Raw genomic sequence first — 18473 nt, 5'->3', positions numbered from 1 at the left:
TATGACCGCTCGCCTCATCTTCAATGCCGATGACCTCGGCCTCGCCGGGCCGGTGAATGCCGCGATTGAGCAGGCGCACCGCGAGGGCGTGCTGACGGCGGCCAGCCTCATGGTCGGCGAGCCGGCGGCGGCGGAGGGGGTGGAGGTGGCGCGGCGCAATCCGCGGCTGGCGGTCGGGCTGCATCTGACGCTGACCGATGGCACGCCGACCCTGCCGCCGGAGCGGATTCCGGCCCTTGTCCAGGCGAATGGGCGCTTCCGCGATGATATGGCGGGGCTTGGGCTCAGCCTCGCCGTCTCTCGCGCCGCGCGGGCGCAGCTGCGGGCGGAGATTGCGGCGCAATGCGCGGCCTTCCGGGCGACGGGGCTCGAATGCGACCACCTCAATGCGCATAAGCATTATCATCTGCATCCGGTGATCGCTTCCATGGCCTTTGCCGAAGCGGCGCGCACGGGCATCCGCACGGTGCGCATCCCCTATGAGCCGGGGGCGGGACGGGCGCTGGCGCCACTGATCCTCTGGCTGCGGCGGCTGGCGGCGCGGCATGGGCTGCGGGCGCCGGATCGTGTCGTCGGGCTTGGCTGGACGGGGGCCTTCACCGTGGGGAGGTTGGCGGGGGCGCTGGCCAAGCTGCCGCCGGGTGTAACCGAGCTGTATTTCCATCCGGCGACGGAGGGCGGCTTCCCCGGCGCGGCGCCGGGTTATCGCTATGCGGAGGAGCTTGCGGCCTTGGTCGATCCGCGGATTCGCGCCACCTGCGCCGGACTCGCGACCGGCGGCTATGCGGCGATGCTGGCGTGAGCCGGCTCGGGCTGCTGCTCGCGGTCGGGGGGCTGGCCGGGGCGCTGCTGCTGATCGGGCAGCAGGACCTCAGCGAGGTCGGCGGGTTGCTGGCGACGGCCGGGTTCGGGCTGGTGCTGGCGGCACTGGCGCATGTGCCGTCGATGGCGCTCAACGGCCATGCCTGGCGGCTGCTGCTGCCGCGGGCGCGGCGGCCGGGGCTCGGGGCGATGACAGCCAATGTGTGGATTCGGGAATCGGTGAACGGGTTGCTGCCGGTGGCGCGGATCGGGGGGGAGATCGCCTCCTACAGGCTGCTGCGAGGCGAGGGCGTCGCGGTGGCGCCGGCGGCGGCGAGCCTGATGGTGGATATGGCGATCTCCATCCTCAGCCAGCTTGGCTTCGCGTTGCTCGGCCTCGCATTGCTGGCCTGGGCGGGGGCGGGGATCGGCTGGGGTGCCACCGGGCTCGGGCTGCTGGCCGGGCTTGCCATGGCGGGCGGCTTCATCCTGGCGCAGCGGGCGGATGTCCTGTCGCGGCTTGCGCGGCTGCTCAATGGGGTGGCTGCGGGGCGCTTCCCCGGCATTGCCGCGCATTCGGCGAGGATCGACCGGATGACGCGGCGCATCTGGCAGGTGCGGGGGGCGATTGCTGGGTGCTTCCTCTGGCAGCTTGCCGGGTGGCTGGCGGGGTCGCTCGAGATCTGGATCGCGCTCGCGGCGCTCGGCTACCCGGTCTCCATCGCCGAGGCGGTGGCGATCGAGGCGATGATCCAGGCGCTCTCCTCGGCCGCCTTCCTCGTGCCGGGGGCACTGGGGTTGCAGGAGGCGGGGTTCCTCGGCCTCGGCCTGCTGCTCGGCCTGCCGGCGGAGGCGGCGGCGGCGCTCGCCATCGCCCGCCGCCTGAGGGACCTCATCATCTTCCTGCCGGGGCTGCTGGCCTGGGTCTGGATGGAGCGGCGGATGGTGCCGCAGCCCTCCTGATCATTCCTTGTGGACGCGGAGCGGGCCGAAGCTCTGCACCACCGGCATCACCTGCAGCAGGTTGACGTTCACCCGGGCCGGGCGGGTCGCCACCCAATGGACGATGTCGGCAATGTCCTCCGGCGTCAGCGGGTCGGTCCCGGCATAGACGCCGGCGGCCTTCTCGGCATCGCCGCCGAAGCGGACGGTCGAGAATTCCGTGCCGCCGACGAGGCCCGGCTCGATATCCGTCACCCGCACCTTCGTGCCGTGCAGGTCGGCGCGGAGGTTGTAGCTGAACTGGCGGACGAAGGCCTTGGTGGCGCCGTAGACATTGCCGCCGGGATAGGGCCATTCTGCCGCGGTCGAGCCGATGTTGAGGATGTGGCCTGCATTGCGCTTCACCATGCCCGGCAGCACGGCATGGGTGACGTACATCACCCCCTTCACGTTGGTGTCGAGCATTGCCTCCCAGTCGTCGAGCGAGGCCTCCTGCGCCGGGGCCAGGCCGCGGGCGAGGCCGGCATTGTTCACCAGCAGGTCGATGGCGGCCCATTCGGCGGGGAGGCCGGCGATGGCCGCCTCGACCGCCGCCCGGTCGGCGACGTCGAGGGCGAGCGGCAGGACTTGGCCGGGCAGCTCGGCGGCCAGGGTGTCCAGCCGCTCCTGCCGGCGGCCGGCGGCGATGATGCGGGCGCCGTCGGCCGCGAAGCGGCGGGCGATGGCGAGGCCGAATCCGGCCGTGGCTCCGGTGACGAGGACGATCATCATGCATTCCTTCGCGCGGGCGTGATCGAGGCCAATGCGGCCGGGGATTGAAAAATCTTACGGTTTGTCCATCTCCCGCCAGTCGGCCGGCGCTGTAGACTACCGTCAAGGTGGCATGTTCCCATTCATATGGGCACCTGTTGAGCCGATGTGCCACCGCCCGGGCGGTTGGTGCTAAAATAGGGCGCTGAGCCATGCGCCTCCCGACCCATCTGGAGGCATAGACCGTGCGAATACCCCTCGGCGCGCCCTTTCTCGCGTGCGCCCTGTCCACCCTGCTGCTGCTGGCCCCGCTGCCGGTGCAGGGGGTGGAACCCGCGCCGAACGAGGTACAGATCCCGATCGACGAGCGGCAATACCGCGCCGCCGGTATCGAGGTCGTGCGCGTCGAGGCTGAGGGGGGCACCACCCAGACCATGCTGCCCGGCACGGTGAGCGTGCCGCCGCAGCAGCTGCGCGTCGTCGCCTCCCCGGCGGCCGGGCTGGTGGAGTCCATCCTGGTCGCGCCGAACGAGCCGGTGAAGGAGGGCCAGCCCATCGCCCGGCTGCGCAGCACGGACCTGCTGGAGGCGCAGCGCACCTATCTTCAGGCCCTCTCGGCCGAGAAGCTGGCGGCCGAAAAGCTGCGCCGCGACGAGCAGATGCACCGCGAACGCATCATCGCCGAGCGCCGCCTGCTGACCACCCGCGCCGATTACGACTATGCCCGCACCACCTTGCAGGAGCGCGAGCAGATGCTGGCGCTGCTCGGCATGGCGGAGGTGGATATCAGCGCCGTCCGCGACCAGCGCCGCATGGTCCCGGCGCTGACCGTCAGCGCGCCGGCCGATGGCGTGGTGCTCGAGGTCCGCGCCACGGCCGGCGAGCGCATCGCTCCCGCCGCGCCGCTGTTCAGCATCGCCCAGCTCGACCCGCTCTGGATCACCTTGCAGATGCCGCTGTCGCAGGCGAACGCCATCACCCCCGGCACCCGCGTCGGCGTGCCGGGGACGCCGGCGCAGGGCGAGGTCATTCGGCTCGGCCGCGCGGTGGATGCCACCACGCAATCGCTCGCCGCGGTGGTCGAGGTCACGGACGGGGCGGAGGCGCTGCGGCCTGGCCAGGTGGTGACGGCGAGTGTCGCGCTCCGCCCCAACGGCACGCCGCAATGGCGGCTGCCCGCCGGCGCCGTGGTGCGCCATGCGGGCCAGTCCTGGGTCTTCGTCCGCAGCGCGCATGGCTTCCGCGCCCGGCCGGTGGTGGTGATCGCCGAGACCGCCAGCACCGTCTCCATCCGTGCCAGCCTCACCACGGAGGACCAGGTGGCGACACGCGGCATCCTCTCGCTGCTGGCCGAACTCACCGAGATCTACGGGGGCTGACCGCACCATGCTGATGCGCCTTGTGTCGCTGGCCTTGAGCCAGCGGCTGATCGTCGCGCTCGCCACGCTCGGCCTGATCGCCTGGGGGGTGAACGCCTACCGCAAGCTGCCGATCGACGCCTTCCCCGATGTCTCGCCGACCCAGGTGCTGGTGGCCATGCAGGCGCCCGGCCTGCCGCCGGAGGAGCTGGAGACCCAGGTCACCAACCCGGTCGAGCTGGCGATGAAGGGCATCCCCGGCCTCGTCAACATCCGCTCCATCACGCGCTATGCGACGGCGCTGATGACCTTCGAATTCGCACCGGGAACCGACATCTACTGGGCGCGGACGCAGGTGGACCAGCGGCTCGACGACCTCGAATCGCAATTCCCCGACGGCGTCTCGGGCGGCCTTGCCCCGGTCATCACGCCGCTCGGCGAGATGCTGATGTTCACGCTGGAGGGCGGCACGCTCTCGCCCATGCAGCGGCGGACGCTGCTCGACTGGGTGATCCGCCCACAGCTCCGCGGCCTGCCGGGCGTCGCCGACGTCAACACCCTCGGCGGCCATGTGCGGACCTATGAGGTGGCGCCCGACCCGGCGGCGATGGCGGCGCGCGGCATCACCACCGCGATGCTGGCCGAGGTGCTCGGCCAGAACAACCGCAACGACGGCGCCGGCCGCGTGCAGGACGGCGAGGAGGCGCTGCTGGTGCGCGCCGAGGGGCGCATCCGCACGCTGGAGGACATCCGCGCCATCGTCGTCGTCTCGCACCCGACCGGGGTGGTGCGCGTCGGCGACATCGCCGATGTGCGGTTCGGGGCGCTGGCGCGCAACGGCGTCGTCACCCGCAACGGCGAGGGCGAGGCGGTCTGGGGCATCGTGCTCGGGCTGCGCGGGGCGAATGCGCGGACCGTCGTCAACGGCGTCACCGCGAAGCTCGACGAGATCCAGAAGACGCTGCCCGAGGGGGTCAAGATCAGCATCTTCTACGACCGGAACGACTTGATCGAGAAGGCGGTCTGGACGGTGCAGAAGGTGCTGCTGGAGGCGATCGCCCTCGTCACCGTGCTGCTGATCCTCTTCCTCGGCAACCTGCGTGCGGCGCTGGTCGTCTCGCTCGCCCTGCCGCTCTCGGTGCTGTCCACCTTCGGGGTGATGTCGCTCTACGGGCTCTCGGCCAACATCATGTCGCTCGGCGGCCTGGCCATCGCCATCGGCCTGCTGGTCGATTGCGCGGTGGTGGTGGTGGAGAACGTGGCGCACCGGCTCTCGACCATGGAGGGCAAGCCGAACCTCAAGGCGCGCAGCCAGGCGACATTGGAGGCGGTGCGGGAGGTGGCGGTGCCGCTGGTCTCGGGCGTCGTCATCATCGTCACCGTCTTCGTGCCGCTGCTCTCCTTGCAGGGGTTGGAGGGGCGGCTGTTCGGGCCGGTGGCGCTGACCATCATCTTCGCGCTCTGCGCCGCGCTGCTGATCTCGCTCACCGTGGTGCCGGCGCTCGCCGCCTCGGTGCTGACGGCGGGCGGGCATGGCAAGGAGCCGTGGCTGGTCCGCAAGCTGCACGCGGTCTACGATCCCTTCCTCGCCTGGGCGATGAAGAACCCGCTGAAAGTGGGCGGCGCGGCACTGGCCGGGCTGGGCCTGGCGGTGTTCCTGTTCGGCCGCATCGGCTCCACCTTCATGCCGGTGATGGACGAAGGTACGCCCGTCGTCACCCTGCGCAAGCACCCCACCGTCAATGTCGACCAGGCCGCCGAGAGCGACCTGCTGCTCCAGCGCGAGATCATGCAGCGGGTGCCCGAGGTGCGCGGCATCATGGGCCGCGCCGGCGCCGACGAGCTGGGCATCGACCCGGTCGGGCTGAACGACAGCGACCTCTTCCTCACCATCGCGCCGCGCGAGGAGTGGCGCGACAAGAAGAACCGCGACTTCGTCATCAACGAGGTGCGCAAGGTGCTCGATGCCTTCCCCGGCATCTCCTACGCCATCAACCAGCCGATCGACATGCGGGTGCAGGAGATGATCATCGGTGCCCGCGGCGACGTGGTGGTGAAGGTCTTCGGCTACTCGATCGGCGAGCTGAACAAGATCGCCCGCCAGGTGGAGGAGACGGTGAAGGACATCCAGGGCTCCTCCGATGTCTTCGCCCTGCGCAACGAGGGGATGAAGTACCTCCGCGTCGAGATCGATCGCTTCGCCGCGGGGCGGCTCGGCCTCAACGTGCGCGAGGTGCAGCAGGCGCTGCGCGTCTGGGTGGACGGGCGCGACATGGGGCTGGTGCTGGAGCAGGAGCGGCGCATTCCGCTGATGTTGCGTGGCGAGGGCAGCCTGCGGCGTTCCGCCACCGACCTGCAGCGGCTGGTGCTCGCCCTGCCGGGCGGGCGGACCGTGGCGCTCTCGCAGGTCGCGCGCATCGCCGAGGAGGAGGGGCCGATCCAGGTCATCCGTGAGGGTACGCAGCGCTACGCCACCATCCTCGCCAATGTGCGCGGGCGGGACCTCGTCGGCTTCGTCGCCGAGGCGCAGGCGGCAGTGGCGCAGCGGGTGGAGCTGCCGCCCGGCTACCGCATGGAATGGGGCGGGCAGTTCGAGAACCAGCAGCGCGCCTCGGCGCGGCTCGCCGTCGTCGTGCCGATCGCGCTCGGCATGATCTTTCTGCTGCTCTACTTCACCTTCGGCTCGGCGCGGCAGGCGGCGCTCGTCTTCTGCAACGTGCCCTTCGCGGTGATCGGCGGCGTGGTGGCGCTCTGGGGCTCGGGCGAATTCCTCTCGGTGCCGGCCTCGGTCGGCTTCATCGCGCTGATCGGCATCGCCGTGCTCAATGGCGTGGTGCTGGTCTCCTACATCAACCGGCTGATCGCCGAGGAGGGGCTGTCGCTGGTGGATGCGGTGCGCGAGGGAGCGAAGCGGCGGATGACGCCGGTGATCCTGACGGCGACCATCGCCGCCTTCGGCCTCGTGCCCTTCCTCTTCGCCACCGGGCCGGGCGCCGAGATCCAGCGGCCGCTCGCCGTGGTCGTCATCGGGGGCCTGGTCACGGCGACGGTGCTGACGCTGGTGCTGCTGCCGATCCTCTACTCCCGCTTCGCCCTGCCGAAGGCGGAAGCCGAAGCAACATCAGCCCCGGCCGGCGCCAAGCCGGTGCCTGCCGAGTGATGCCGACGATGCGTCCGATCCTGCTTCTGCTCGCCCTTCTGCTCGCGCCCGTGGCGGCGCATGCGCAGGGCGACTCGCTCCTCGCCCGGCATCTCGACCAGGCAGTCTCGCTCGATGCCGCCAGCCGTGGCCTCGCCGCCCAGCGCGGGGCGGTGGCGGCACGGAGTGCCCAGGTGCGCTCACCCATCGCCGGCTCCCCGGCCGTGATCGGCGCCTGGCGCACCGATACCCGCGGGCCGCGCGAGGCGCTGCAATTCGACCTTGAAGTCGGGGCCCCGCTCTGGCTGCCGGGCCAGCGCAGCGCTCTCGGCAACACGGTGGCGACGGGCGTCACCGAAGTGGAGCGCCAGCTCGCCCAGCGCCGGCTGGAAGTGGCCGGGCTGCTGCGCGAATACTGGTGGAACGCGGTGCTGGCGGCGCGCGAGCAGCGCCTGGCCCGCGACCGGCTGGCGACGGCGCGGGACATCGCCCGCGACGTGGGCCGCAGGGCGCAGCTTGGCGACATCCCGCCCTCCGACAGCCTGCTGGCGCAGAACGAGACGCTGGCGGCGGAACTGGCCCTGGCCGATGCCGAGGCGGCGCTGATCGCCGCGCGGGCCACCTACGCCACGCTGACCGGCGGCGCCGAGCCCGACCTGCCGCCGGAGCCGCCGGCGCCGCGCCGTGCCAGCCATCCGCTGCTCGTCGCCGCCGAGGCGAGCCTCGCCCGCGCCGAGGCGGAGGCGCGGCTGGTGGCCGTGACGCCGCGCGACAACCCGGAGCTCGGCCTGTTCGGCCAGAACCAGAGCGGCAACGTGACGGAGCAGGGCGTCTCGCTCGGCCTGCGCCTACGCGTGCCGCTGGCGACCGAGGCGCGGAATGCCCCGCGCCGTGCAGCGTCCGAGGCGGACATCACCCGTGCCACGGCGGTGCTGGCCCAGCAGCAGCGGCTGGTGCGGGCCGGGGTGCTGGCGGCGGAGCAGGCGCTGCGCGCGGCGGAGGAGGCGGCGCGGATCGCGCGCCAGCGGCTCGCCGTGGCCGATCAGCAGTTGGATACGGCACGCCGGGCCTTCCGCGCCGGCGAGACGGGCATCTTCGACCTCTACCGGGTGCGGCAGCTCCAGCTCGAAGCCGCAGGCGCCGAGGCGCGGACGGCGGTGCAGCTCGGCCGGGCGCGGTCGCGGCTCAACCAGGCGGTGGGGTATGCGCCGGGGCTGTGATCAGCCCCGCAGCGCCTCCGCCGTCCGCCGCCGCAGCTCGGCGACCAGCCGCTGTGCCCCGCCGTCGCGGAGCAGGCCGGCGAATTCGGAGCGGCGGCTGGCCAGCTCGCTGATCGTGCCCGTCAGGTAGACATCGACGATGCGGCCCTCGCGCAGCAGGTAGTTGATCTGCACCGGCGAGTCGCTTGGGCGGAGGATGCGGGTCTCGACCAGCACGTCGCCGTTCGGGCGCGGCGTGCTGCCCTGGATCTCGAAGCTCTCGCCGCCATAGCCGTCGAAGCGGTTGGCATAGGTGGCGATGGACCAGTCGCTGAAGGCCGCCACCAGCGCCTGCTGGTCGGCCGGGGAGATGGTGGTCCAGGACGGGCCGACGGCGATGCGCGTCATGGCCGGCAGGTTGAAGACCTGCTCCATCACCGGCCGCAGCCGCTGCTCCCGCCCGCGGACGCCGAGGCTGCGGGCGTTCCTCATCACATCGAGCAGGGCGGCGTTGAGCCGCTCGATCGGCGCCGTCTGCGCCCGGGCGGCGGGAGCGAGGGAGAGGGCCGCGAGCGCGGCGAGCAGGGTGCGGCGGGAGGGCGTGTTCATGCGGCGCCCTCTAGCATGGGGTGGCCCCGGCCTGCGATCCGGGACCGGGATCACATCAGGCTTTACCGCGGCAGGAAGCCGACGATGCGCTCGGCCTCGGTGACAATGGGGTCGGCGATGGCCGCCGCCCGGTCGGCGCCGAGGCGCAGCGCAGCGTCGAGCGAGGCCGGGTCGTCCAGCAGGCGGCGCATCTCGGCCTGGATCGGCGAGAGATGCGCGACCAGCGCCTCGGCCAGCACCTCCTTGAAGGCGCCGAAGCCCTTCCCGCCATGCTCGCGCAGCACGCCATCGGGCGTGGTGCCGGTGATGGCGGCAAGGATGCCGACAAGGTTGCGCGCCTCGGCGCGGCCTTCGAGCCCGGCAACCGCCTCGGGCAATGGCTCCGGGTCGGTGCGGGCGCGGCGGACCTTCAACGCGATGGCGTCGGCGTCGTCGGTCAAGTTGATGCGCGACTGGTCGGAGGGGGACGACTTCGACATCTTCTTCGTGCCATCGCGGAGCGACATGACGCGGGCGGCGACGCCCTGGATCAGCGGCTCGATGCGAGGGAAAAAGCCCTCAGCGGAGAAGTCGTGGTTGAACTTCTCGGCGATGTCGTTGGCCAGCTCCAGGTGCTGCTTCTGGTCGTCGCCGACCGGCACCAGCGTCGCCTTGTAGGCCAGGATGTCGGCGGCCATGAGGTTCGGATAGACATAGAGGCCGGAGGAGGCGGCCTCGCGGTCCTTGCCGGCCTTGTCCTTGAACTGGGTCATCCGGTTCAGCCAGCCGAGCCGGGCGACGCAGTTGAAGATCCAGGCCAGCCGCGCATGGGCGTGGACATGGCTCTGGATGAAAAGGATGCAGCGCTTCGGGTCGAGCCCGCAGGCGATCAGCGCCGCGGCCATCTCCCGCGTCTGGGCCGCCAGCTCCTTGGGGTCCTGCCAGACGGTGATGGCGTGCAGGTCGACGACGCAATAGATCGCGTCATGCGTCTCCTGCAACGGCACCCAGTTGCGGATGGCGCCCAGGTAGTTGCCGAGGGTCGGGATGCCGGAGGGCTGGATGCCGGAGAAGACGCGCTGCATGGCGCGGTTGATCCACCCGCCGGACCCGCAGGTCAAGCGGCGCTTGTGACCTTGTAGCCCTCTTCCTCCACGGCGGCGGTGACCGCCTTCGGCTCGGCCCCGGTTTCCGCCCGGACGGTGCCGGTGGCGAGGTCGATGGCGACCTCCGCCCGAGGGTCGAGCGCGCGGATGGCCTCGGTCACGGCGCGAACGCAATGGCCGCAGCTCATGCCTTCGACATGCAGGGTCAACATGGGTGCTTTCCTTCCAGACCATCGAGGATGGGGCAGTCGGGCCGGGCATCGCCGTGGCAGTGCGCGGCCAGGTGACGGAGGCTCTCGGCCATGCGGCGGAGGCTTTCGGCCTTCTCCTCCAGCGCGGCGACATGGGCGAGGGCGATGGCGCGGACCTCGGCGCTGGCCCGGCCCCGGTCCTGCCAGAGGGCGAGCAGGCGCCGCACCTCCTCCAGCGGGAAGGCGAGGTCGCGGGCGTGGCGGATGAAACGCAGCACGGCGATGTCGGCCTCGGCGTAGCGGCGGTAGCCGTTCGCCTCGCGGGCGGGGCGGAGCAGGCCGATCGACTCATAGTGGCGGATCATCTTCTCCGAGACGCCGGAGGCGCGGGCGGCCTCGCCGATGCTAGCGGTCATGGGCGCCACCTCGCCAGACGCAGGGCATTGGCCAGGACGGAGACGGAGGAGAAGGCCATCGCCGCGCCGGCCAGCATGGGCGAGAGCAGGCCGAAGGCGGCGAGCGGCAGGCCGATCAGGTTGTAGCCGAAGGCCCAGCCGAGATTCTGCCGGATGGTCCTGAGCGTTCGCCGTGTCACCGCGAGCGCCGCCGGCACCAGCGCCGGGTCGGGCCGCAGCAGGGTGATGCCGGCGGCCTGGATGGCGATGTCGGTGCCACTGCCCATGGCGATGCCGAGATCGGCGGCGGCGAGCGCCGGGGCGTCGTTCACCCCGTCGCCGACCATGGCGACGCGCTCGCCCTCCGCGCGCCAGGCGGCGATGCGGCCGGCCTTGTCGGCGGGAAGCAGTGCGGCGGCGGCCTCCGCGATGCCGAGGCGGGTGGCGACGGCGGCCGCTACGTCAGGGCTGTCGCCGCTCAGCATGGCGGTCTTGGCGCCCATGCGGGCGAGGCTGGCGATGGCGACGGCGGCGCCCGGCCGCTCGGTGTCCTCGAAGGCGAGAAGGGCGAGGACGTGGGTGCCTTCGATCAGCCAGGCGGGTGTCATCGTCGCGGGGACGGCGAGGCCGGACGGGTCGGCGCCGCTCTCGGCCAGCAGGCGGGGGCTGCCGAGCAGCAGGGCGCGGCCCTCGACGGTGCCGGCGACGCCGCGGCCGGGCAGGGCGCGGAAATCGGTGGCTTTCGGCAGCGCTGGTCCGGCGCGGTCGAGCACGGCGCGGGCCAGCGGGTGCTCGCTGCCGGCTTGCAGGGCGCCGGCGAGGCGCAGCGCCTCGGCCTGCGTCACGCCCGGCACGGTGGTGACCGAGGCTAGGCGCGGGCGGCCTTCGGTCAGCGTGCCGGTCTTGTCGAAGGCGACGAGGGTGATGGCCCCGGCCCGCTCGATCGCCTCCGCATCGCGGATGAGGATGCCAGCCCGCGCGGCGGCGCCGGTCCCGGCCATGATGGCGGCCGGGGTGGCGAGGCCGAGGGCGCAGGGGCAGGCGATGACCAGCACCGCGACCGCGCGCAGCACGGCGGCCTCGGCCCCGGCGCCGGCGAGCAGCCAGCCGATCAGCGTCAGCGCGGCGATGCCGACCACGGCGGGGACGAAGACGGCGCTCACCCGGTCCACCAGCCGCTGCACCGGGGCGCGGCTGGCCTGGGCGGCGGCGACCAGGGCGGCGGTGCGGGCGAGCACCGTCTCGGCGCCGACGGCGCGGACCTCCACCACCAGCCGGCCGTCGAGGGCGATGGTGCCGGTGGAAACCGCATCGCCGGGGCCACGCGCGACAGGGCGGCTCTCGCCGGTGAGCGCGCTCTCGTCGATGCCGGCCTCGCCCTCCTCGATGCGGCCATCGGCCGGGATGCGCTCGCCGGGGCGGGTGACGACGCGGTCGCCGATGACGAGGGCGGCGGCGGGGACGTCCTCCTCCGCGCCATCGACTAGGCGGCGGGCGGTGCGGGGGCGGAGGGCGAGCAGCGCCTCGATCGCTGCGCCGGTCGCGCGGCGGGCGCGGGCCTCGAGATACTTGCCGAGCAGGATGAAGAGGATGACGACCGCGCTCGCCTCGAAATAGAGGTGATGCCAGCCTTGCAGCAGCCCCCAGAGTGATAGGCCGAAGGCGGCGCTGGTGCCGAGCGCCACCAGCAGGTCCATGTTGCCGGTGCCGGCCCGCAGCGCCGCCCAGCCCGACCGGTAGAAGCGGGCGCCGAGCCAGAATTGCACCGGCGCGGCGAGGGCCAGCTGCACCCAGCCGCCGGGCATCCAGTCCTGGCCGAATGCCATCCCGATCATGCCGAGGAAGAAGGGCGCGGTCAGCAGCGCGGCCAGCAGCAGGTCGCGCCGCTCCCGGCTGCCCTCGGCGGCGCGGATCTCCGGCGTGCTCTCGCGGAGCGTGTAACCGGCGCGCTGGATGGCGGCGGCCAGCGCGGCTTCCTCGGTGCCGGCGACGGCGCGGACCATGACGCGTTCGGCGGCGAGGTTCACCTGCGCCTCCAGCACGCCGGGGAGGCGGCGGAGGGCACGTTCCACCCGGCCGGCGCAGGTGGCGCAGGTCATCCCGGCGATGCCGAGGTCGAAGCGGGCCTCGGGCACGGTGTAGCCGGCCTTGGTCACGGCCTCGATCAGCGCCGGGAGGGGCGCCGTGCCCTCGATGGCGGCGCGCCCCGTCGCCAGGTTGACCCGGGCGGAAAGCACGCCTGGCACGCGACCGAATGCCCGCTCCACCCGTTGGGCGCAGGTGGCGCAGGTCATGCCGGCGATGGGCAGGCCGAGAGTGGCTGGGAGGGGTGCTTCGGGCATGGCGGGGATATGGGGCCTCCCACAATGGGAGGGTCAAGGGCTGGAACCGCCAGAGGTTGCCATCGCCGTCGAGGCCTGGCGCCAGGCTTGGCGGCCGGAGCGGCTTCGCCTGCTGCTGCTGGCTGAGAGCCATATGGCGGGCTCGGCGGAGGAGCTGGCGGTGCCGCTGGGGCCGGCGCCGGGCTGGCCGATGGTGGCGGGCTTCGTGCGGCATCTCTATTGCCCGGCCTATGGCGAGCCTTCGCTGGCGCCCGCGGTGGCCCGCAATGCAGGGACGCCGCAATACTGGCGCCTGCTTGCCGCGGCCGAGGGCAGCACGGCGCCGACCCGCGCGGCCTTCCCGGCGGTGGAGGCGCGGCTTGCTGCCAAGCTCGCCTTGCTGGAGCGGCTGCGGCGAAGGGGGGTCTGGCTGACCGATGCCTCGCTGGTGGCGGTCGCCGGGCCGGGCGGGGCGCGGGTGTCGCCGGCGGCTTACGGCGCGGCGCTGCGGGAGAGCTGGCGGCTGCATCATGGCGTGGTGCTGCCGGCGCTCGGGCCGGCGGGGGTGGTGGTGATCGGCCTTGGCGTGGCGCGGGTGCTGCGGGCGGAGCTGGAGGCCGCCTTCCCCGGCCGCTGGCAGGCGGTGCCGCAGCCGATGGGCGCGCGCGGGGCGGCCGCCGCGGCGGCGATGGTGGGGGCGCTGGCCGAGGCGCTGCGGCGTCACGCCCCGGGCGATTGACTATGCCGCGCCCGCGTCCGACATCCCCAGCCATGCCGCACCCGTTCCGCCTCGCGCTGCTCCTCCTCCTGCTCCTGCCGGGCGCTGCCTTGGCCCAGGGACAGCCCTTCCATGTGGTGAACCGCACCGGCGTGCCGGCGAAGGAGCTGAACGCCGTCCGCACGCCGCGCGGCGCGGCGAGCGACTGGGGGCGCAACCTGCTCTCGCCCGACCGGCCGCTGGCGCCGGGCGGCGGCTTCCGCGTCAACCCGGCCGAGGCTGCCGGCTGCCGCTTCGACCTCCGCCTGGTGCTGGAGGATGGGCGGGAGGCGATGCTGCAGAACCAGGACATCTGCGCCAACCGCGAGCTGGCGTTGGAGGCGGCGAGCCGGCCGCTGCCCTCGGGCAAGCCGGCGCCGGCCACCGCTGCGGTGGTGCCGCCGCCTTCCAACGTGCCGCAGCAGCGGCCGAACCAGAATGCCCGCAACGTCTCGACCGGCAGCGGCTTCCTCGTCGCGCCCGACCGGGTGCTGACCAACCAGCATGTGGTGAATGGCTGCGACCGCATCGTCATGCGCGCGCCGGATGGGCGCTGGCTTGCCGCAGTGCCGCCGGCGCGGGTGGACAACGATCTCGACCTTGCCCTGCTCGCGGTGCCGGGGCTGCCGGGGCCGGCGCTGCCCTTCCGCAGCGGGCCGGCGGTGCGGCGGGGCGATGGCGTCGTCGCCTATGGCTTCCCGCTGGCGGGGCTGCTCTCCTCCGATGCCAAGCTGACGCGGGGGGAGGTCAACGGGCTCGCCGGCCTCGCCGACAACCGCAACCAGTACCAGATCAGCGCCGAGGTGCAGCCGGGCAACTCGGGTGGGCCGCTGCTCGACATGCATGGCAATATCCTCGGCGTCGTCGTCTCGAAGCTGAATGCGCAGCGCATCGCCCGTGTCACCGGGGATATCGCGCAGAACATCAATTTCGCGGTGAAGGGGGAGGCGGCGCAGGTCTTCCTTCGTCGTGCGGGCCTCAATCCGCAGGTGGCGGAGAGCAGCGGGCCGGAACGCGGCGCGGCCGATGTCGGCGAGATCGCCAACCGCAGCACGCTCTTCATTCGCTGCGAAAAGTAATCCACCACAGCAGACAGGCAGCGAGGAGCAAGGCCAGCCAGCTCCCCGCCAGGGCGGGCCCGGCGCAAAAGGTATCGATCGCCAGGCCGACCAGCAGCGGCACCGCGCCGAAGCCCAGATGGGCGAGGACGAAATAGCCGGCGACGGCGCGCGCCCGCTCCTCGCCCGAGGCGGCCTCGGCCACCGCGGCGAGACCGCCGGGATAGACGAAGCCATAGGTGCCGATGCCGACCACGGCGCCGCCGAGCAGGAGCGGCGCCATCCCGGCCCCCGTCGCGCCGAGGAAGGTCAGCCCGGCGCCGAGCAGCAGGATGCCGAGGCCGATCCGCACCGCCCGCCGCGGCGCGACGTGGCGGAAGCCGCGCTGGGCGATGACGCCGATCAGCATCATGCCGCAGGCGGCGAAGGGGCCGGCGAGCGGCTGGCCGCCCGCGGCGAGGGTCGATTGTACGGCGGTCAGCACCGTCCCCGTCACGCCCCATCCGGGGAGGATGGCGCAGGTCGTTGCTAGAGGAGTTGTGAACGGTCCAACCGGGAGATAGCCCCATGCCGTTTAGCTGACGAGTCCCCTAAAACGCCGAAACCCTCCCTTGGGGAAGGGAGGGTCCGTAGGCGTCGTCTGAACTGTGGTGTGTTGAAGGTGCAGACTTCTCCACACGCGGGAAAACTAGCACTCGTCCCGCTTATGGCAGAAGATCGCTGCGCTTTCAACACATCGATTCCGCAACTCGATGTGAGTTGGCTGTCATGCACGACGAACCTGTCCATTACGTTGACGATCCAGATGCGGATCGGGGCGACACACCGCTGAACGGCCCGGACGACTGGATTCGGGCCTCGATGGCACGGGCGGAGGACCGCCCTACCCTGACCGCCTGGGACCGCATCGGTCTGGCCCGCCTCCCGGTGGTGATGCGGTGGATCGACCTGCCGCTGCATTGCCATGACTGGCGCCCCGGCGAGCTGATCTGGTGGCCGGAGAGCCAGAGTGGCTTCGTGTCCCTGTTCGGCAATACCTGGCCGAGCGTCGGGGCGTTGATCGACCGGCGGACCGGCTACTGGCGGCTGCGCCGGGTCTGGTGGACCGGCTGGCGGCAGGTCCACAGCGAGACCGTCCAGGGCGGCACGCTGGCCGGGCTGGTGGCCTTCCGCCTGGGGATCGAGCCCCACGAGGCGGCGGAGCGTTTGCTCCGTTGGCAGCGGGCCGAGACCTCCGGGTCGCGGAGGGCAGCATGACCGAGGAGGAACTCGCCGCTTTTCGCGCCTCCCCTCACCCCGAGCGGGCGAACCCGGAGTACTGGGAGGAGCCCGAGCCCCGCAAGCAGAACCCCTTCACCGTCCATCCGGGCGGTGCTGGGAGCACCCTGTTCCGCCCGGCGCGCTTCCCCGATCCGGGGAGCATCCCGCCCCGGCAGTGGCTCTATGGCGACCTGCTGCTGCGGCGGTACCTCACCGTCTTGGCCGCTCCCGGCGGCGTCGGGAAGACCTCCCTGACGATGGGAATCGGCCTCTCCCTGGCGTGCAACCGCCCACTGCTCGGCGATCGCGTGCATGCCGGCGGCTGCCGGGTGCTGTTCTGCTCGCTGGAGGATTCGGAAGACGAGTTCGACCGGCTGACGGCGGCCTTCGCCCGGCACCACCGCTTGGATGTGGACGAGTTGCGGGGCCGGGTCTTCGTGCGGTTCGGCCGGGAGGCGCCTCTGGTGCTCGCCGCGCTGAGTTCGGGCGAGATGGTCTACCCCGATGAGGAGGCGATGACCCACTTCGTGCGCGAGGAGGGGATCGGCGCGGTGATGGTTGACCCTTGGGTCAATGCTCACATGCTCAACGAGAACGACAACGCCCAGGTCAACGAAGCGGCACGGGCGATCATCCGGGTCGGGCAGGCTACCGGGGCCGGCATGCTGGCCTCGCACCATACCCGCAAAGGGGCCGAAGCCGGCAATGCCGAAGCCTCGCGCGGTGCCGGCGCTCTCACCAACGCCTCGCGGGTGACCTACACCCTCACGCCGATGGATGAGAAAAGCGCGGAGACCTCCGGCATCGCGGAGGATGAGCGGCCCTTCTACACCCGGCTGGCCCGCGCCAAGGCCAACCTGTCGCCGCGGGACAAGGCGCGCTGGTTCCGCCTGCGGAGCGTCAACCTCGGCAATGGCACTCCCGATTATCCCGAGGGGGATAACGTCCAGGCGGTGGAGTCCTACCAGCCCGCCGGAGTGTTCTCGCGCCTTTCGGATGCAGATGTCGATGAGGCGCTGGCCGAGATCGATCGCGGCGGCCCTGGTCCGGGCGAGCGCTACACCGACAGCGCCAAGGGCGGGGCGACCCGGTGGCTTGGCCATTACTTGGTGAAGCGCTTCGGCATGAATGAAACCCAAGCGAAAGCCATCGTCACCACATGGTTGAAGAACGGCCTGCTAGTTGTGCGGGATTACACCGATTTCCGGCAGCGGAAAACGGTGTCCGGTCTGTATGTGGATCGTTCCAAACGGCGGCCGGTCTGATGCAGTTGGGTTTGCGCCATATCCGGGGGTTCGGGGCGCATATGGCGCAATATGGCGCAAACCGGGGGCCGGAGGGCGGCTTGCGCCATATGCGCCAAATAATCCTTCTCCCTCGGAGAAGGATTATTTGGCGCGATCATATGGCGCAGAACGCCGCCCGGAGGGGATATGGCGCAGATATGGCGCAATACAGCGCAAGTTACCCTGGGATGGCTGGGTGGTGGAGAAGCACTCGTGGAAGTTCTGCCGCTTCCTATTCCAGCGCTGGGGCATCGTGCTGGAGTTCGGCGAGTACTCCCGCCTCAAGCGCGCCGCGGCCCAGGTCAAACCCATGGAGGGGCAGCCCGACCTGCGCCCGGTCGTGCATGAGCGCACCGGTACCGCCCTGCTGGTGGGGGTCAACAAGCTCGGCCAGCCGATCTTCTGCCGGCCTGCGCCCCGCGACGCGGCGGCGGAGTTCCGGGCGGCGATCGCGGCCCGTGAGGCCTGGCTGCCGAGAAGGCCGCCAGGAAGGCTGCTGAGGCGGCAGCGGCCAAGCCCGCGGTTACAAACCCCCGGTCAAGGCGCGGAAGGCTCCAGAGGGCAAGCCAGCGGCAAAGCCTGCGCCCATCGTGCCCATGGTGCCTGCCGGCCCGGTGAAGGTGGTCCAGCAGGGCACCACGTTGCGCCTGTTAGGGGCTCTCAAGCCGAAGGTGGCACCACCCCCACCACCGCGGCTGGAACCGGCTCCGCGAAGACAGGGGCGGAAATGAGGGCGAAACCTGGGCGTCGGATGGTGGAGGTGACGGTGGAGCATGTCTGCCGCCACACCGCGACGCACAGCATCCCGCGGGCTCGGCAGTCGGACCCATACGATATGCCGCTCATGGAACTGGTAGCAGGCATGTGCCCGGCCTGCGAGGCGCACCACCGGAAGATCGCCGATGATGCTAGGCGGGCGAGAGCCCCCGAGAATGCGCTGGCCCTTGGGGTCGATATGGCAGAGTCCATGCGCCGCCTGTCCATCGAGCTGGATCTGGATGCCGAGGACTGGGGCTGCGAGCTGGACCCCAAATGAGGCAAGCCCGGCTAACCTGTGGTAATTCGGCATTATCGCATGTGATCGGGAGGCTGGCTCATGGCCGCTTTGGAGGCTCTCCCAGAATCCATCCAGCACCGCTCTGGCCCGCGACATCAGCAGCGGCAGGTAGACTTGATTTGGGTGGTTCCCTTTCGCCAGTGCTTCGGCCGATGGTGCTAGGATCCAGCAGCGGGTGGCACCCATGACCTCGGATCCAATCGGCCTTCCTGTGCAGCAGCGCGACCAGCTCAACGAGCTACGGGGCGAGGTCCATGCCTTGAAG

General features: G+C 71.5%; 17 protein-coding genes. 10 read left to right on the top strand and 7 right to left on the bottom strand.

From position 1 onward, the window contains the following. Nucleotide 1 precedes the first annotated feature (1 nt). Both hpnK and EP26_RS16950 read left to right on the top strand, forming a co-directional pair. Complete coding sequence (hpnK, locus tag EP26_RS16955) at nucleotides 2–802, top strand: hopanoid biosynthesis-associated protein HpnK (RefSeq protein WP_043340239.1); 801 nt, start codon at nucleotides 2–4, stop codon at nucleotides 800–802. After that, nucleotides 799–1764, top strand: coding sequence for a lysylphosphatidylglycerol synthase domain-containing protein (locus EP26_RS16950; protein ID WP_043340237.1), 966 nt, complete (start codon nucleotides 799–801; stop codon nucleotides 1762–1764). The genes hpnK and EP26_RS16950 overlap by 4 nt, the downstream gene beginning before the upstream one ends. Here EP26_RS16950 and EP26_RS16945 read toward each other — a convergent pair whose 3' ends face one another. Then, nucleotides 1765–2511, bottom strand: coding sequence for an SDR family NAD(P)-dependent oxidoreductase (locus EP26_RS16945; protein WP_043340229.1), 747 nt, complete (start codon nucleotides 2509–2511; stop codon nucleotides 1765–1767). 227 nt (nucleotides 2512–2738) lie between these two features. Between EP26_RS16945 and EP26_RS16940 the strand changes: the two genes are divergently transcribed. From EP26_RS16940 to EP26_RS16930, 3 genes are read left to right on the top strand one after another with little or no spacing between them, the layout of a single operon-like run. Then, nucleotides 2739–3872 (top strand): efflux RND transporter periplasmic adaptor subunit, encoded by a 1134-nt coding sequence (locus tag EP26_RS16940; protein ID WP_157033594.1) that lies wholly within the window; start codon nucleotides 2739–2741, stop codon nucleotides 3870–3872. A 7-nt stretch (nucleotides 3873–3879) separates the two neighbouring features. Beyond that, nucleotides 3880–7011 carry an efflux RND transporter permease subunit gene (locus EP26_RS16935; protein WP_043340227.1) on the top strand — a complete coding sequence of 1044 codons (3132 nt, stop codon included), beginning with the start codon at nucleotides 3880–3882 and terminating at the stop codon, nucleotides 7009–7011. Nucleotides 7012–7019: 8 nt separating this feature from the next. Then, nucleotides 7020–8210, top strand: a complete 1191-nt coding sequence (locus EP26_RS16930) for a TolC family protein (RefSeq protein WP_052389298.1) — start codon at nucleotides 7020–7022, stop codon at nucleotides 8208–8210. Here the strand turns inward: EP26_RS16930 and EP26_RS16925 are convergent, their stop codons facing one another. The 5 genes from EP26_RS16925 to EP26_RS16905 all read right to left on the bottom strand — a co-directional run bounded on the left by EP26_RS16925 (nucleotide 8211) and on the right by EP26_RS16905 (nucleotide 12811). After that, nucleotides 8211–8798, bottom strand: a complete 588-nt coding sequence (locus EP26_RS16925) for an ABC transporter substrate-binding protein (RefSeq protein WP_043340225.1) — start codon at nucleotides 8796–8798, stop codon at nucleotides 8211–8213. Between the two features lie 62 nt (nucleotides 8799–8860). Continuing rightward, nucleotides 8861–9862: a tryptophan--tRNA ligase gene (gene trpS, locus EP26_RS16920; protein ID WP_043340319.1), complete on the bottom strand. Its 1002-nt coding sequence runs from the start codon at nucleotides 9860–9862 to the stop codon at nucleotides 8861–8863. A gap of 32 nt (nucleotides 9863–9894) precedes the next feature. Next, nucleotides 9895–10095, bottom strand: a complete 201-nt coding sequence (locus EP26_RS16915; RefSeq protein ID WP_043340222.1) for a heavy-metal-associated domain-containing protein — start codon at nucleotides 10093–10095, stop codon at nucleotides 9895–9897. Then, nucleotides 10089–10490 carry a MerR family transcriptional regulator gene (locus tag EP26_RS16910; RefSeq protein WP_043340220.1) on the bottom strand — a complete coding sequence of 134 codons (402 nt, stop codon included), beginning with the start codon at nucleotides 10488–10490 and terminating at the stop codon, nucleotides 10089–10091. The genes EP26_RS16915 and EP26_RS16910 overlap by 7 nt, the downstream gene beginning before the upstream one ends. Further along, a complete protein-coding gene (locus EP26_RS16905) occupies nucleotides 10487–12811 on the bottom strand; it encodes a heavy metal translocating P-type ATPase (RefSeq protein ID WP_043340217.1) in 2325 nt (774 codons plus the stop codon). Before EP26_RS16905 ends, EP26_RS16910 begins: the two co-directional genes overlap by 4 nt. Between EP26_RS16905 and EP26_RS16900 the strand changes: the two genes are divergently transcribed. Together EP26_RS16900 and EP26_RS16895 are read left to right on the top strand one after the other, a co-directional pair. Continuing rightward, complete coding sequence (locus tag EP26_RS16900; RefSeq protein ID WP_043340215.1) at nucleotides 12810–13529, top strand: hypothetical protein; 720 nt, start codon at nucleotides 12810–12812, stop codon at nucleotides 13527–13529. The genes EP26_RS16905 and EP26_RS16900 overlap by 2 nt on opposite strands. Before the next feature lie 32 nt (nucleotides 13530–13561). Further along, nucleotides 13562–14626, top strand: a complete 1065-nt coding sequence (locus EP26_RS16895) for a trypsin-like peptidase domain-containing protein (protein WP_043340317.1) — start codon at nucleotides 13562–13564, stop codon at nucleotides 14624–14626. On the opposite strand, the gene EP26_RS16890 is transcribed toward EP26_RS16895, so the two are convergent. Further along, entirely contained in the window at nucleotides 14607–15101 is a 495-nt protein-coding gene (locus tag EP26_RS16890) for a hypothetical protein (RefSeq protein ID WP_052389297.1), read from the bottom strand. The two genes, EP26_RS16895 and EP26_RS16890, sit on opposite strands and share 20 nt — an antisense overlap. A gap of 272 nt (nucleotides 15102–15373) precedes the next feature. Between EP26_RS16890 and EP26_RS16885 the strand changes: the two genes are divergently transcribed. From EP26_RS16885 to EP26_RS34940, 3 genes are all read left to right on the top strand, one after another. Next, the gene (locus EP26_RS16885) at nucleotides 15374–15862 is read left to right on the top strand and encodes a hypothetical protein (protein WP_157033593.1); all 489 of its coding nucleotides are present in this window, start codon (nucleotides 15374–15376) and stop codon (nucleotides 15860–15862) included. Continuing rightward, on the top strand, nucleotides 15859–17130 hold the full coding sequence (locus EP26_RS32085) for an AAA family ATPase (RefSeq protein WP_052389296.1): 1272 nt from the start codon (nucleotides 15859–15861) through the stop codon (nucleotides 17128–17130). The genes EP26_RS16885 and EP26_RS32085 overlap by 4 nt, the downstream gene beginning before the upstream one ends. Nucleotides 17131–17350: 220 nt before the next feature. Then, nucleotides 17351–18187 carry a hypothetical protein gene (locus tag EP26_RS34940; protein WP_157033592.1) on the top strand — a complete coding sequence of 279 codons (837 nt, stop codon included), beginning with the start codon at nucleotides 17351–17353 and terminating at the stop codon, nucleotides 18185–18187. Nucleotides 18188–18473: the final 286 nt, after the last annotated feature.

Source organism: Belnapia moabensis DSM 16746 (genome assembly GCF_000745835.1).
GTDB classification, from domain to species: Bacteria; Pseudomonadota; Alphaproteobacteria; order Acetobacterales; family Acetobacteraceae; genus Belnapia; species Belnapia moabensis.
This window is presented reverse-complemented; position numbering and strand designations above follow the sequence as displayed.